Source organism: Sinomonas sp. P47F7 (assembly GCF_049332655.1).
GTDB lineage: Bacteria > Actinomycetota > Actinomycetes > Actinomycetales > Micrococcaceae > Sinomonas.
Window position 1 is genome coordinate 4066153 of sequence record NZ_CP186327.1, and the last position, 14174, is coordinate 4080326.

The 14174-nt window shown below is 70.6% G+C and carries 10 protein-coding genes; 2 read left to right on the forward strand and 8 right to left on the reverse strand.

The genetic code is table 11. The annotated features are described in order from the left end of the window. Positions 1–168: 168 nt before the first annotated feature. Positions 169–1311, reverse strand: coding sequence for an NAD(P)-dependent malic enzyme (locus ACOKR1_RS19055; RefSeq protein ID WP_422936690.1), 1143 nt, complete (start codon positions 1309–1311; stop codon positions 169–171). Between the two features lie 518 nt (positions 1312–1829). On the opposite strand from ACOKR1_RS19055, the gene ACOKR1_RS19060 reads away from it, so the two are divergent. Beyond that, a complete protein-coding gene (locus ACOKR1_RS19060; RefSeq protein ID WP_415856808.1) occupies positions 1830–2249 on the forward strand; it encodes a YciI family protein in 420 nt (139 codons plus the stop codon). A gap of 41 nt (positions 2250–2290) precedes the next feature. Next, positions 2291–3616: an RNA polymerase sigma factor gene (locus tag ACOKR1_RS19065; protein ID WP_422936691.1), complete on the forward strand. Its 1326-nt coding sequence runs from the start codon at positions 2291–2293 to the stop codon at positions 3614–3616. Between the two features lie 100 nt (positions 3617–3716). On the opposite strand, the gene ACOKR1_RS19070 is transcribed toward ACOKR1_RS19065, so the two are convergent. From ACOKR1_RS19070 to ACOKR1_RS19100, 7 genes are all read right to left on the reverse strand, one after another. After that, the gene (locus ACOKR1_RS19070; RefSeq protein WP_422934456.1) at positions 3717–4328 is read right to left on the reverse strand and encodes a helix-turn-helix domain-containing protein; all 612 of its coding nucleotides are present in this window, start codon (positions 4326–4328) and stop codon (positions 3717–3719) included. Positions 4329–4650: 322 nt separating this feature from the next. After that, a complete protein-coding gene (locus ACOKR1_RS19075) occupies positions 4651–5931 on the reverse strand; it encodes an MFS transporter (RefSeq protein ID WP_422934457.1) in 1281 nt (426 codons plus the stop codon). A gap of 139 nt (positions 5932–6070) precedes the next feature. Beyond that, positions 6071–8008, reverse strand: a complete 1938-nt coding sequence (locus ACOKR1_RS19080; protein WP_422934458.1) for a transketolase — start codon at positions 8006–8008, stop codon at positions 6071–6073. Between the two features lie 241 nt (positions 8009–8249). Further along, positions 8250–10865: a family 78 glycoside hydrolase catalytic domain gene (locus tag ACOKR1_RS19085; RefSeq protein WP_422934459.1), complete on the reverse strand. Its 2616-nt coding sequence runs from the start codon at positions 10863–10865 to the stop codon at positions 8250–8252. Positions 10866–10877: 12 nt separating this feature from the next. Then, positions 10878–11705 carry a carbohydrate ABC transporter permease gene (locus ACOKR1_RS19090; RefSeq protein WP_422934460.1) on the reverse strand — a complete coding sequence of 276 codons (828 nt, stop codon included), beginning with the start codon at positions 11703–11705 and terminating at the stop codon, positions 10878–10880. Next, the gene (locus tag ACOKR1_RS19095; protein WP_422934461.1) at positions 11702–12646 is read right to left on the reverse strand and encodes a carbohydrate ABC transporter permease; all 945 of its coding nucleotides are present in this window, start codon (positions 12644–12646) and stop codon (positions 11702–11704) included. Before ACOKR1_RS19095 ends, ACOKR1_RS19090 begins: the two co-directional genes overlap by 4 nt. A gap of 58 nt (positions 12647–12704) precedes the next feature. Next, positions 12705–14018, reverse strand: coding sequence for an ABC transporter substrate-binding protein (locus ACOKR1_RS19100; RefSeq protein ID WP_422934462.1), 1314 nt, complete (start codon positions 14016–14018; stop codon positions 12705–12707). Between the last annotated feature and the right edge of the window lie 156 nt (positions 14019–14174).

Consider the following 14174-nt stretch of genomic DNA (forward strand, 5'->3'; position numbering starts at 1 on the left):
GGAGCCAAGCCTAGCTGGACTAGCGAGTGGGCCGCGAGAGCGAACGTTTCTCACGAGAGTGCACCAATCTCTCGAGAGTGCACCGAAGCTGCGAGGGCGCAGGTTCTACGGCGTGGAATCGTGCGCCCTCGCGGGAAACGTGCGCCCTCGGGCCAGCTCCTCCCCCGGCTACTCCCCCGGTCGAACCGCGGCGGTGACGGCGGCCGTCACCGCGGGGGCCACGCGGGGATCGAGGGGGCTCGGGACGATGTAGTCGGCGGAGAGCTTGTCCTCGGCGAGCTCGGCGATCGCGCGGGCCGCGGCGAGCTTCATCGCGGGCGTGATCCGGCGGGCCCCGGCGTCGAGCGCGCCCCGGAAGATCCCGGGGAACGCGAGGACGTTGTTGATCTGGTTCGGGAAGTCGCTGCGCCCCGTGGCGACGACGGCGGCGTGGCGCCGCGCGACGTCGGGCGCCACCTCGGGGTCCGGGTTGGACAGCGCGAAGACGATCGCGCCCTCGGCCATCGCGGCGATGTGCTCCTCGGGCACGGTCGAGGACGAGACGCCGATGAACACGTCCGCGCCGGCGAGCGCCTCGGCCGTGCCGCCCGCGACGCCGCGCGGGTTGGTGCGCGCCGCGAACTCGGCCTTCATCCCGGTCAGGTCGCCGCGGCCCGCGTGGAGGGCGCCCTTCGAATCGAGCAGCACGATGTCGGTCACACCCGCGGTGAGCAGGATCTCGGCGACGGCGATGCCCGCCGCGCCGGCACCGGCGATGACGACGCGCAGCCCCGCGAGCTCCTTGCCCACGACCTTCGCGGCGTTCGTGAGCGCGGCGAGGGCCACGACGGCGGTGCCGTGCTGGTCGTCGTGCATGACGGGCATGTCGAGGGCCTCGATGAGGCGCCGCTCGAGCTCGAAGCAGCGCGGCGCGGCGATGTCCTCGAGGTTCACGGCGCCGAAGCTCGGGGCGATCCGCACGAGGGTCTCGATGATCTCGTCCACGTCGGTCGTGTTCAGCACGATCGGGATCGAGTCGAGGCCGCCGAACGTCTTGAACAGGGCGCTCTTGCCCTCCATGACGGGAAGCGACGCGGCCGGGCCGATGTTGCCGAGCCCGAGCACGGCCGTCCCGTCCGAGACGACCGCGACGAGGCGGGACGCCCACGTGTGCGTGCGGGCAAGCGCGGGGTCCGCGGCGATCGCGCGGCTCACCTGCGCGACCCCGGGCGTGTACGCGATCGAGAGGTCCCGCTTGCTCGCGAGCGGGCGGTCGACCCCGACCGAGAGCTTGCCGCCCTCGTGCGCGGCGAAGATCTCCTCATCGGTGATCGGCTGGGCCTGGGCGGACTGGGCGTGGGGCTGGGCGGGCTGCGCTTGGGCAGGCGAGAAAGTCACGGCAGTGGTCTCCTGGATCGTTCCGCCGGCGCCAACGGCCGACGGCGGGCGTCGGCGCGCGCGGACCGCTCACCCTGCGCTTCGTCGGGCAGGGAGGCGCTCCGTCGCGTCGGCGACATGGGGTCCGGGGGTCCGCGCCGGATGCGGCGCTTCCGGGAGGCCTGCCTGCGCGAGGATGTCCGCACGGCTGGGGCCTCGGGGAAATGAGGTACGGCCATCATACGCGGACTAGACCGGGCTTCCCCAACGCGGAGGCGATCGAGGACCAGAGAGGCGCCTCCGGGCTCTCCGGACCCAGACCGGTCTAGGCCACTCCGGGAGCCCCGGGAGGCGCCGCGACGAGCGGTCGAAGATTTTCCCGGCGATTCTCCAGACCGTGTCGATCCGTTGCTGCCCCGTTCGACCTGAGATAGACAGGGTCGGAAGGCGGCCCCCGAATCAAGGAGATTGATATGGCCAAGTACATGCTCATCATGCGAGCCACGGACGAATCCCTCGCGACCATGATGGCCACCCCGTTCGACGAGATGCTTGAGACCGTGGGCCGCTTCAACGATGAGCTCATCAAGGCGGGCGTGCTCGTCGCGGCCGAGGGTCTCGACGACCCGTCCCAGGGGGTTGTGGTCGACTTCAGCGGCGAGACGCCGGTGGTCACCGACGGCCCCTACGGTGAGACGAAGGAGCTGTTCGGCGGCTTCTACCTCCTCGAGGTCGCGTCGCAGGAGGAGGCCGTCGAGTGGGCCAAGCGCATGCCGGCCATGGCGGGGAGCAAGTGCGAGATCCGCCGCGTCCCGGGCATCGACGAGTTCCCGCAGGACAACGAGTGGGTGGTCAAGGAGCGGGCGTGGCGCGAGCGGACCGGCCAGCTCTGACGCCGGCCAACCCCCAGCTCGGCCCCCGGAAACCCGAAGGTCTGCCTGGCGCCAACGGCCCCGACGGTCCCCGCAGCACCGAACGCGTGCGGCGGGCCGTCGAGGCCGTGTGGCGGATCGAGTCCGCGCGCATCGTCGGGGCCTTGGCCCGCTACACGGGCAACTTCGAGCTCGCCGAGGACGTCGCCCAAGAGGCCCTCGCCGAGGCGCTCGTGGCGTGGGCGCGCGACGGCGAGCCAGCCAACCCTGTGGGGTGGCTTCTCGCCACGGCGCGGCGGCGCGCGATCGACGCGTTCCGCCGTCGTTCGGCGCTCGACGCGCGGTACGCCCTCATGGCGGGCCAGCTCGCCGAGGGCGAGGCCACCTCGGGAGCCCTCGGCGCCCGAGGCGGGATCGGGGACGGCCGCGGGAACGAGCTGCCGTGGGATCCGGACCGCGTCGACGACGACGTCCTCGCGCTCATGTTTGTGGCGTGCCACCCCGTGCTCTCGCGGGAGGCGCGCGTGGCGCTCACGCTCCGCGTGGTCGCGGGCCTCTCGAGCGAGGAGATCGCGCGCGCGTTCCTCGTTCCCGTGCCGACCGTTCAGGCGCGGATCACCCGGGCCAAGAAGACGATCGCCGCCGCCAAGGTGCCGTTCGAGCTGCCGCCCGCCGAGGAGCGCCGCGAGCGGCTCGGGGGCGTGCTGAGCGTCCTCTACGTGATCTTCACGGAGGGGTCGACGGCGACCGCCGGCGAGAGCCTGCTCCGCACCGACCTCACCCACGAGGCACTTCGGCTCTCGCGCATGCTTGCGGCGATGCTGCCGGACGAGACCGAGGTGCACGGGCTGCTCGCGCTGTTCGAGCTCACGTCGGCGCGCTTCCCCGCCCGCACGGGGCCTTCGGGCGAGGCCGTGCTGCTCGAGGACCAGGACCGGCGGCTGTGGGACCACTCGGCGATCCGCCGCGGGTTGGCGGCGCTGGACCGGGCCTCGGGCGCGGGGCGCGGGCTCGGTCCGTACGGGCTGCAGGCGGCGATTGCGGCGTGCCATGCTCAGGCGTCATCGATCGCGGAGACCGACTGGGAGCGGATCGTGCTGCTCTACGAGGCGCTCGGGCGGGTGGCTCCCTCGCCGATCGTCGAGCTCAACCGCGCCGTGGCCATCGCGATGGCGGGCAGACCCGGGCAGGCCCTCGCGGTCGTCGACGATCTCGTGGCCACCGACCGCCTCTCAGGCTCGCACCTGCTGCCGAGCGTCCGCGGCGAACTGCTCACCCGCCTGGGCCGGACCGCCGAAGCGCGGGCAGAGCTCGAGCTCGCGGCCAGACTGTGCCGGAACGAACGCGAGCGCGAAGTGCTCGTTCGCAAGGCGTCAGCCCTCGCATGACGCGCGACCCCCCGGGTCGCCCTGTGGGGAGCGAGCCGTACTGGGCATCCCCCGGTCTCGCACAGCCTCAGCGCACAGTTTCAGCGCCCAGCCCCAGGCTTCACGCGAAACGTGAAGCGCTGATCTCGCGCTCGAGGAGAGCGCACGCGTCCTTGAGCTGCTGCTCGGCCTCGTACGGGAGCAGTCGCCCGGTGCGGATGGCAGCGACGAGCCCCGAGACCATGAGCACGATGCTCTTGCCGCGCGCGGCGCCGCCGCCGAGGCGGCCGAGGACGGACCACGAGAGCTCGTCGACCTCGCCGATGAGGCGCGCGAGCTCGTGGTCTGCGGGGACGACGAGCTCATCGAGGCAGCTGTTGACCGCGGGCTGCGAGAGCCGCATCTGGAGCAGCTCGATCGCGGCGCCCGTGAGTTCGCGGGACCGGAGCTCGGTGGTCCTGGCGTTCCGAGTCCGCTCCGTGAACCGCTCGCGCAGCTCGACGAGCTGGCGCCGATGCAGCGCGAGAAGCAGATGGGCAGCAGACGGGAAGTAGCGATAGGCGGTGCTCAGGGAGACCCCTGCGCGGCGCGCGACGGCGGCCACCTCGACCTCGGGATACTCAAGCGGCGCGAACTCGGCGGTGAAGTCGAGCATGCTGCGATAGCGCTCGGCCAAGCGAGGCGTCGTCGGCGGGGCCTCCATCGACACCAGGTCCTTGGGGAGTTGGAGCACGGCGCAGCAACCTCTTTCCGGCAGGGGTCCGGTAACGGTCTGAACCCGCGGCTAAGCCTTGGGGATGGTGCCGTGGGTCCCCCCAACTATACAGCCCGCATGTGACGCCCCCGCGTCCCAATCGACCACGTAGACGGCGGGCCGGTCCCGCGCCGGCCCAGCGCCGAAGCCGCGTTCGGAGCGCGCTGGGAGGGCGCCGCCGTCGTCCGCGCTCAGCCCGCTGCTCGGCCCACGCGCCCGCTACTCAGCCCACTGCTCGGCCCACACGCGCCCTCCCGCGCGCCCGCTGCCCGACCCGCGCGCCCCGCTGCTCGACCCGCGCTCAGGCGACCGAACGGATCCGCGTGACGAAGACGGCGCCCAGGAGGCCGATGACCGCTGCGGCGACATACAGCGAGATGTAGCCGCCCCAAAACGTGACGAACGGGTAGGCAATGAGCGGCGCCACGACCTGCGGGAGCGAGTTCGCGATGTTGATGACGCCGAGGTCCTTGCCGCGGTCGGCGGCCTTGGGGAGCACTTGGGTGATGAGGGCGAAGTCGACCGCGAGGTACGTTCCGAAGCCGACGCCGAGGATGCAGGCCCCGACGATCGCCCCGGGCCAGACCGGGAAGAAGCCGATGGTCAGCGAGGCCGCCGCGATGATGACCGAGGAGCCGATCACGAGCGGCTTGCGCTTGCCCATGCGATCGGAGAGCTTCCCGCCGATCACGCTCGTGATGATCACGAACACGGCGTAGAGCCCCGTCAGGATGAGCACGCCAGTCGCGGGGTCGATGCCCTGAGTGTCCTTCAGGTGCACCGCGTCCGTGAGGAAGAAGAGCAGGTACAGCGTGACCATGTGGTTGCCGATGTTCACGAGGAGCCGCGTGATCCACGCCCAGCCGAAGTCGGGGTAGCGGAGCGGGTTGACCCAGAAGCCCGCGAGGAACCGCCCGAGCGAGAACGGTCCGATCGTGGCGCGGGGCAGCGGGTCGTCGGCGGCGCTCGTGAGGTAGAGGACCACGCCGAGGATGAGCGCGGCGCCGCAGATCATGTAGCCGAGCGCGAAGTTTCCGGCGACCACGGCCGCGATGACCGCACCGAGAAGCACGCCGGCGGTCTGGCCCATGGCCCCGAGCCCGCCCACGGTGCCGCGCTGCTCGACCGGCGCCCGGTCCGGGATCGCGGCCGTGATCGCCGCGTACGCGCCGTTCGCGCCGAGCTGGACGAAGCACCACAGCGCGGTCGCGGCGGCGACGTTCGGGGCGCCTGCGAGGCCCAGGAGCGCGACCGTGCCCAACAGCGCACCGATGAGCACCCAGGGACGACGGCGGCCGAAGCGGCTCCACGTGCGGTCCGAGAACGCGCCGAAGAGCGGGTTGGCCACGAGGGCGACGGCGGCGCCCGCCCCCGTGATGAGGGCCAGGATGCCCTCCTTGTTGCCCGCGTCGAACGCCTCCGCCTGCTGCCCGATGAGCACTTGGATCGGGCCGAAGAACGCGGCGTTGATCCCGACGTTGACCAGGACGAGACCCGTGATCCACAGGCTCCCGACCCGCTGGACGGGCTCTGCGAGCGCAGACTGGGGAACGTCCTCTTGGTGCGAGGCCCACGCGGTCATTCACGGCTCCCGGCTTGTGGTGGCCCCGGCCGTGGCCGAGGTGGTGCTGTCGCACTCAGATTAGTAGGACGGGCGCTGGCGCGGGGCATCAATGGCGCGCTCTCTTCGAGTGTGTCTCAGAGAGCGCCGGCCCGTGGATTCATCGCGTCCCGACGATGTGCCGCGCTGCCTCCGCGATGGCCTCGGCGTCGATCCCCGCCCAGGCCATCAGCTCCTCCCCCGTGCCCGAGCCGGGCATCCCGCGGACGGCGAGGTGTTCGAGCTGGATGGCCGTCCGGCCGCCCTCGAGCAGGCTCTCGACCACGGCCGATCCGAGCCCGCCCTCGGGGTGGTGGTCCTCCGCGACGACGAACCGGCCGTCCGTCGCGCTCGATGCGGCGCGCAGGGCCGCCCCGTCGATCGGCTTGACCGAGTAGCAGTCGATGACCCGCGCGCGGATTCCCTCCGCCGCGAGCCGGTCCGCGGCCTCGAGGCACGCGTGAACCGTGACGCCGGCCCCCACGAGAGTCACGTCGCTGCCGTCCCGCAGCGTCTTGGACCCGCCCACGGCGAAGTCCTCGCCGGCGCCGTACAGAACCGGGTAGGCCCCGCGCGTCGTCCGCAGGTAGCTGATGCCGCTCGTCTCCGCCATGCGCTCGACGAGGGCGGCCGCGCTCGTCGCGTCGCTCGGGTACAGGACCGTGGAGCCGTGAACGGCCCGCATCATGGCGAGGTCCTCGAGCGCCATCTGGGACGGGCCGTCGGCGCCGATCTCGAGGCCCGCGTGCGAGCCTGAGAGCCGGAGGTTGGCCTGCGAGACCGCGCCCATGCGGATGAAGTCGTGGGCGCGGGTGAAGAACGCCGCGAACGTCGACGCGAACGGCTTGTAGCCCCGAACGCTCAGGCCCGTCGCCGCAGCGATGAGCTGCTGCTCGGCGATGAACATCTCGAAGTAGCGGTCGGGGAACTCCTTGGCGAACTGGTTGGCGTACGTCGAGTTGCTCACCTCTGCATCGAGGGCGACGACGGCGGAGTCCGCGGCTCCCAGCGCGGCGAGGGCCTCGCCGTAGGCCTTGCGCGTCGCGACCTTCGCGCCGAGCTCGTACCGCGGGAGCTCGGCCCGGTGGGCCGGAGGGCGGTGGGGTGACTCGCGGTCTGCACCGCCCTCTGCACCGCCGTCTGCACCGCCCTCTGCACCGCCCTCTGCACCGCCCTCTGGAAGCGGCCCGCGCACCGTCAGCTCGCGCTGGCCGCCGAGCTCCGCGATGGCGCGCTCGGCCATGTCCTCGGGGAGCGGCTTCCCGTGCCAATCGGGGCGGTCCTCGATCTCGCTGAAGCCCTTGCCCTTGATCGTCTTCGCGATGATCACGGTGGGCTGGCTGCGCGAGCCGTTGGCCGAGCTGCCTTCCGCGTTCGCGAGCGCCTCGTCGATGGCCGCGATGTCGTGGCCATCGATCACGAGGACGCGTGCGCCGAACGCCTCGGCGCGGCGGGCGTACGCCGCGGTGTCCCAGCCGAGGTCGGTCTCGCCGCGCTGGCCTAGGCGATTGATGTCGAAGAGGGCCACGAGGTTGGAGAGCCCATAGTGGGAGGCCTTGTCGAGCGCCTCCCAGATAGAGCCCTCCGCGAGCTCGCTGTCGCCGCAGAGCGCCCACACGCGGTATGGGAGCTTGTCGAGGTACATCCCGGCGAGCGCGATGCCGACGGCATCGGGGAGGCCCTGCCCGAGCGAGCCCGTCGCGACGTCGACCCACGGGAGCACGGGCGTCGGGTGGCCCTGGAGTCGCTGGCCGAAGCGCCGATAGCCGGTGAGCAGTTCGTTCTCCGAGACCACTCCGGCCGCTCGGAACACCGAGTAGACGAGCGGCGAGGCGTGGCCCTTCGAGAAGACGAGGTGGTCGTTGCGCGGATCGTCGGGCCGGTCCCAGTCGTAGCGCAGATGCCGGCCCATGAGCACGGCAAGCAGGTCCGCGGCGGACATGGACGACGTCGGGTGGCCGGACCCCGCGCTCGTGCTCGAGCGGATCGAATCCACCCGCAGCTGCGCGGCCAGTTCGGCGACGGTCTCGAGATCCGGAATCGTCAGGGTCGTAGTCATGGCGTTACCTTCCGTTTCGACGGCGGTACGAGTACCTCCATTACCCGACGACGTCGGGCCGCAAGCAAGGTCCCAGCCAGCACGGGCCTCCCCGACAGTGCAGGTTCCGTGCGAGAGCGCAGGTTCCGTGCGAGAGCGCAGGTTCCGTGCGAGAGCGCAGGTTCCCCGCGAGAGCGCACGCTTCCACGCCGTGAGACGTGCGCCCTCGCAGCAAACGTGCGCCCTCGCGGCGACAATGCGGTCAGCGCGCCGGAGTGACAGCCTCCGCCCCGTACTGGTTCACCCTGTGCCAGTGCGTTCCCGGGCCGAGCTCCACGGGTTCAGCCCCCGGGAGCTCGAGGATGGAGGTTGCCCCCGTCGGCACCACGGCCTCGACCTCGAGCGCCCCGCCATCCCCGAGCCGCCACGCGATCGACGCGGTCCCGTACGGCGTCTCGTGCCGGCCCGAGGCGTGCGTGAGCCCGCCGCCGGGACGCGGCCGGAACAGGATCCGCCGGTACCCGGGCTCGGCCGGCGCGATGCCGGCCACGACGCGGTGCATCCAGTCCGCGACCGCGCCGAGCGCGTAGTGGTTGAACGAGGTCATCTCGCCCGGATTCACCGTGCCGTCGGGAAGCATCGAGTCCCAGCGCTCCCAGATGGTCGTGCCGCCCTGGGCCACCTGGTACAGCCACGAGGGGCACTCCTTCTCGAGGAGCAGCCCGTACGCGGCCTCGTCCTCGCCGGCGAGCGACAGCGCGTCCGAGACCACTGGCGTCCCCGCGAACCCCGTGCCCACGCGATAGCCGTTCTCCCGGACGAGTTCCGCGAGACGCCGACCGGACGCCACCCGAGAAGCCTCGTCCGGCAGGAGGCCGAACACGATCGCGAGCGCGTACGCGGTCTGCGCGTCGGAGGCCATGACGCCGTCGGCGTGCACGTACTCGTTCGCGAAGGCGGCCGAGACCTCGGCGGCGAGGGCCGCGTAGTGGCGTTCGTCGTCGTCCTTGCCGAGGATTCCCGCCATTTTGGCGAGGTGCTCGGCGGAGCGCGCGAAGTACGCCGTGGCCACGAGGTACGGGTCGGTCATGGCTCGCGTGGGGTCCTCCGGCGGGGCCGTGGGGTCGAGCCAGTCGCCGAGCTGCTGGCCGTTCGCCCACACGCGGGACGGGCCCGCGAGCCGATCCATGAGGTCAACCCACGCCTTCGCGCTCTCGTACTGCTGGGCGAGGACGCCGGCGTCGCGGAAGCGCTCGTAGAGGGTCCACGGGGTCAGGACGGCGACGTCGCCCCACACCGCGCCTGGGCGGATGGGGGTCCAGTAGTCGCCGCCCGGGATCACGGGCACGTACCAAGGCACAGTGCCGTCCTCGAGCTGCTCGGCCGCGACGTCCTTGAGCCACGACGTGAGCATGCCCGAGCAGTCGTAGAGGAAGCTCGCGGTCGGGGCGAAGACCTGGATGTCCCCGGTCCAGCCCAGACGCTCGTCGCGCTGGGGGCAGTCCGTGGGGATATCCACGAAGTTCCCGCGCATGCTCCACAGCACGTTCTCGTGCAGCCGGTTGACGTCCGCGTCGGAGCACTCGAACCAGCCCGTGCGCTCCATGTCCGTGTGGTAGACCCGCGCGACGATGCCCTCGAGCGGGTCCCCGCCGGTCCAGCCGTCCACCTCGGCGTAGCGGAAGCCATGGATCGTGAAGCGAGGCTCCCACGCCTCGGGGCCGCCGCCCGCAAGCGTGTAGCGGTCCGTCGCGGCGGCCCCGCGCAGGGGCCGCGTGTAGAGCTCGCCGTCCTGGAGCACCTCGGCGTGGCGAAGGGTCACGGTGTGGCCGGGCGCGCCGTCGACCGTGATCGCGAGGCGTCCCACGAGGTTCTGGCCGAAGTCGAGGAGCAGCTTGCCCGAGGGCGCGGTCCGCGCCGAGACGGCCCGCACCTCCTGCGTGCAGCGCACGGGAGGGCCGTCGGGCGCGACGAGCGTGCGCGGATCGCGGTCGACGGCGACGACCGGCCGCCACGCGCCGTCGTCGAACCGCGGCGCGCTCCACCCGGCGGGGAGGTCCCGCGCGTCGTACTCCTCGCCCTCGTACAGGCCCGTGAAGCGGATCGGGCCGAACCCGGCCCGCCACTCGGTGTCGGTGCCCACGATGGTGAGGGAGCCGTCGTCGTGCGTGACGTGGAGCTGGGCGAGCAGCGCCGCCTTGTCGCCGTAGAGGTTGCGGTGCCCGCCGTGGAAGCCGAGGCGGCCGCGGTACCAGCCGTCGGCGAGCCACGCGCCGATCGCGTTCTCGCCCTCGGCGAGGTGCTCCGTGACGTCGTACGTGTAGTAGCGCAGGCGCTCGCCGTAGACGGTCCAGCCGGGCGAGAGCGCGTCGCTGCCCACGCGCTGGCCGTTGAGCTCGACCTCGTACAGGCCGTGGGCCGTGACGTACAGGCGCGCGGACGCGACGGGGCGCTCGAGCGCGAAGCCGCGCCGCAGGAGCGGCGGGCGGCGGTCCGAGTCCGGATCCTCGGGCCACGCGGGGGCGATCGCCGTGGCGGTCCAGTCCTCGGGGTTGAGCAGGCCCGCCTCGACGGCGGCGGGATCGCTCCAGGTGCTCGGCTCGCGGTCGCCTCCCCAGACCCGGACACGCACCTCGGCGCGCTCGCCCGAGGCGAGCGGCGCGAACGGCCACGCGACCAGCACGGATTCGGACGACGGCGTCCACTCGCCGACCGTCTCCACCCCGCCGCGGACCGCGGCGAGCTGATACCCGGTCTGCGCCCAGCCGGGTCCGGCGGTGGTCTTCCACGACAGCCGCGGGCGCGCGGTGCCGATGCCGAGCGCGCCGGGGACGTGCTCGAACGTGACGGGTTGAATGCTGATGGATTGCGAAGGCACGGGACTCCTCGTTCAGCCCTTGACGGCGCCGGCGGTCATGCCGGCCACGATCTGGCGGTTGAAGAACAGGTACATGACGAGCGGCGGGATCGTGACGAGCAGGATGTCCATGAAGAGCAGGTTGTAGCTCGTGGTGAACTGGCTCTGGAAGTTGAAGAGCGTGAGCTGGACGGTCGCGTTCTTGTCGCCGGGGAGGAAGTAGAGCGGGTTCTGGAAGTCGTTGAACACCGCGACGGACTGGACCACGATCACGGTCACGATGACCGAGCGCAGGAGCGGGAACACGACCCGGAAGAAGAGCCGGACGGGGCCGCAGCCGTCGATCACGGCGGCCTCGTCGAGCTCGCGCGGGATCGAGGCGATGAAGGCCCGGAAGATCATGACGCAGAACGAGAGGCCGAACGCGACCTCGACGAGGATCAGGCCCGGGAGCGTCTTGAACAGGCCGAGGCCCTGGAGCACCCAGATCGTGGGGACCACGGCGGGCGGGATGATGAGCCCCGAGAGGATGAGGAAGTTCGCCACGCCGTTCCACCGGCTGCGGCGCCGCTGGAGCACCCACGCGACCATCGCGGCGAGCACCAGGAGGATCGCGACGCTGGCCACGGTCAGGACGGTGCTGTTGATGAACGCGGTGACGAGCATGAAGTTCCGCGCGGAGACGACCTGCTGGAAGTTCTGCACGAAGGAGAAGTTCGTGGGCCAGGACCAGTCGAGCTTGGCCGCCTGGCGGCGGTCCTTGACGGCGATGAGGACCATGAAGACGAGCGGCACGACGAACAGGGCCGTGGCGATGACGATGGCGAGCGCGCCCCCGCCATAGCGCTTGAGGGCCTTCACTGCTCGACCTCCTTGCGGTTCAGAAAGATTGACAGGGGCAGGACGATCGCCGTGATGATGACGAAGAGCACCACGTTGCCCGCGGTGGAGAGGCCGTAGAAGCCGGCCTGGTACTGCTTGTAGATCACGGACGCAATGACGTCGGAGGCGAAGCCCGGTCCGCCCTGGGTCATGGCCCAGATGAGGTCGAACGAGCGCAGGCCGCCGATGAGCGAGAGGATGATGACCGTCGCCGTGGCGGGCCGGGCGAGCGGGACGGTGATGTTCCAGAACCGCTTCGCCGAGCTGGCGCCGTCCATCTCGGCGGCCTCGTAGTACTCGGCGGGGATCGAGACGATTCCCGCGATATAGATCACGGTGGCGAGGCCCACGCCCTTCCACACGTCCACGAGCCCCACGGAGTAGATGGCCCAGGTCGGGTCGGCGAGCCACGCGGGGCCCTGGATGCCGACGGCCGCGAGGACCTGGTTGATGAGCCCCTTGTCGGGGTCCATGAAGACGCTGAACATGATGCCCACGCCGATGCTGCTCAGCAGGACGGGGAAGAACAGCACCGAGCGGAGGAAGCCGCGGGCGATGATCTTCGAGGTCAGCAGGACCCCGAACAGCATCCCGAGCACCACCTTGAGGCCCGAGGTCATCACGGCGTAGATGATCGTGTTCCTCAGGCCGGTCACGAGCGCGGGCTCCTGGAAGAACTGGACGAAATTGCCCACGCCGATGAACGTCGCGTTGAAGATGGTCCAGCGCGTGAGGCTGAAGAAGAACGAGGCGAACGTGGGGAGCAGGAACAGCGTCGCGTAGATCACGACGGCCGGCAGGTAGAACCAGTACGGGTACGGGCTCTTCTTCCGCTTCCTCGTGGGCTTCGGGACGGCCGACGGCGATGCCTCGCCTCGGCGCGGGCGCGTCACGGCGGGCGCGGTCTGGTTCACGGTCATGGTGTCTCCTGGCGGGTCCGGGGCGGCGCAGGCCGCCCCGGACCCTGGGTGGTTCCGATCAGTTCCAGCCGGGCAGGTTGAGCTGCTGGGCCTGCTTCTTGACGTCCTCGTCATAGAGGGAGGCGCCCTTCTGGGCGGTCGCCTGCTGCGTTCCGACCTCGACGGTGATCTGCTCGAGCGAAGGGCCCTTGACCGGCGAGAGGAACTCGAGCGCCGGGCTGTTCTTCGAGGGGTCGTTGAAGAACGGGAGCATGTCCTGCACGGCAGCCGGAGCGCTGCTCGGGAGCGTGCAGTCCTTCACGAGGTAGGGGCCGGACGGGGCAGAGCCCTTGGTCTGGGCGTCACAGCCTTGCTTGCTTGCGATGAACGCCTGGAACTTCTCCGCCTCCGCGACGTGCTTGGACGACTTCGGGATGTAGACGCCGGACGGGAACCAGACGGTGAGCGCGTTCTTCGACGCGTCGTCGCCTGGCAGCGGGAACATGCCGATGTCGTTGATCTGGTCGGGGTTGCTCGCCTTGATGCCGGCGAGGGCCGAGGTCAGGATCGGGTACTGGGCGCCGTCGCCGTTCGCGAGCATGTCCAGGCCCTGCTGGTACGTCGCCGAGGCGAAGTCCTTGTTGAACAGGCCGGCCTTCGCCGCCTGCTCCTGGTGCTGGAAGCCCTTGATCGCGGCGGGATCGCTCGCGTACTTGGCCTTGTTCGCGGTGTAGTCGGCGGCGAAGTTCGGCTCGGCCTTGGCCACGTTCGCGAAGTCGCCGAGGACGAACAGCTGAGACGTCCACGTGTCCTTGTACGTCTGGATGATGGGCGCAATCCCGGCGGCCTTGATCTTCTGGCTGTTGGACATGAACTCGGCCCACGTCTTCGGCACCGAGAGGCCCAGCTTCGCGTAGACCTTCTTGTTGTAGAGCACCGCGCCCGAGTTGCCGCCCCCGAACGGCACGGCGTAGACCTGCTTGTTCGCGGTGACGACAGGCTTGAACGAGTCGGAGACGTCCGACATGTAGGACTGATCCGTCACCGCGACGAGTTTCTGCTCCGGGTTGATCTGCTGGAACAGGGATCCCGAGTTGTACTCGAACACGTCGGCCATATCGCCCGTGGCCAGCTTCGTCTTGATGGTGTTGTCGCCGTCAGAGCCCTGCGGGCGCGTCTGCACGTCGACCTGGATGTCCGGGTTCGCGGCCGTGAACTCCTTCGAGAGCTCCTGGGCCGCCGCGACTGCGGTGTCGCTGTTGTTCACAAGGAACGTGATCGTCGTGCCGCTGCCGGCCCCTGCGCCGACGCCCGAGCAGCCCGTGAGCGCGAGGCCGAGGGCAGCGACGCCCGCAGCCAGTGGCGCCCAGCGCCGGGTCACCTTGATTGCCATCCGTATCTCCTGAGTTGGGGGTGGAATCTGAGTTGTGGAACGTTTCAAGTTCTTGGTGCCGCCGTCGCCACACGGGGGCGACGGCGGGAGTTTGGCCAGTAGACCGAGCCTCGCAGAGTCCTTGTAGACTGTTCTACGTAGACCGTTCTACGCGAC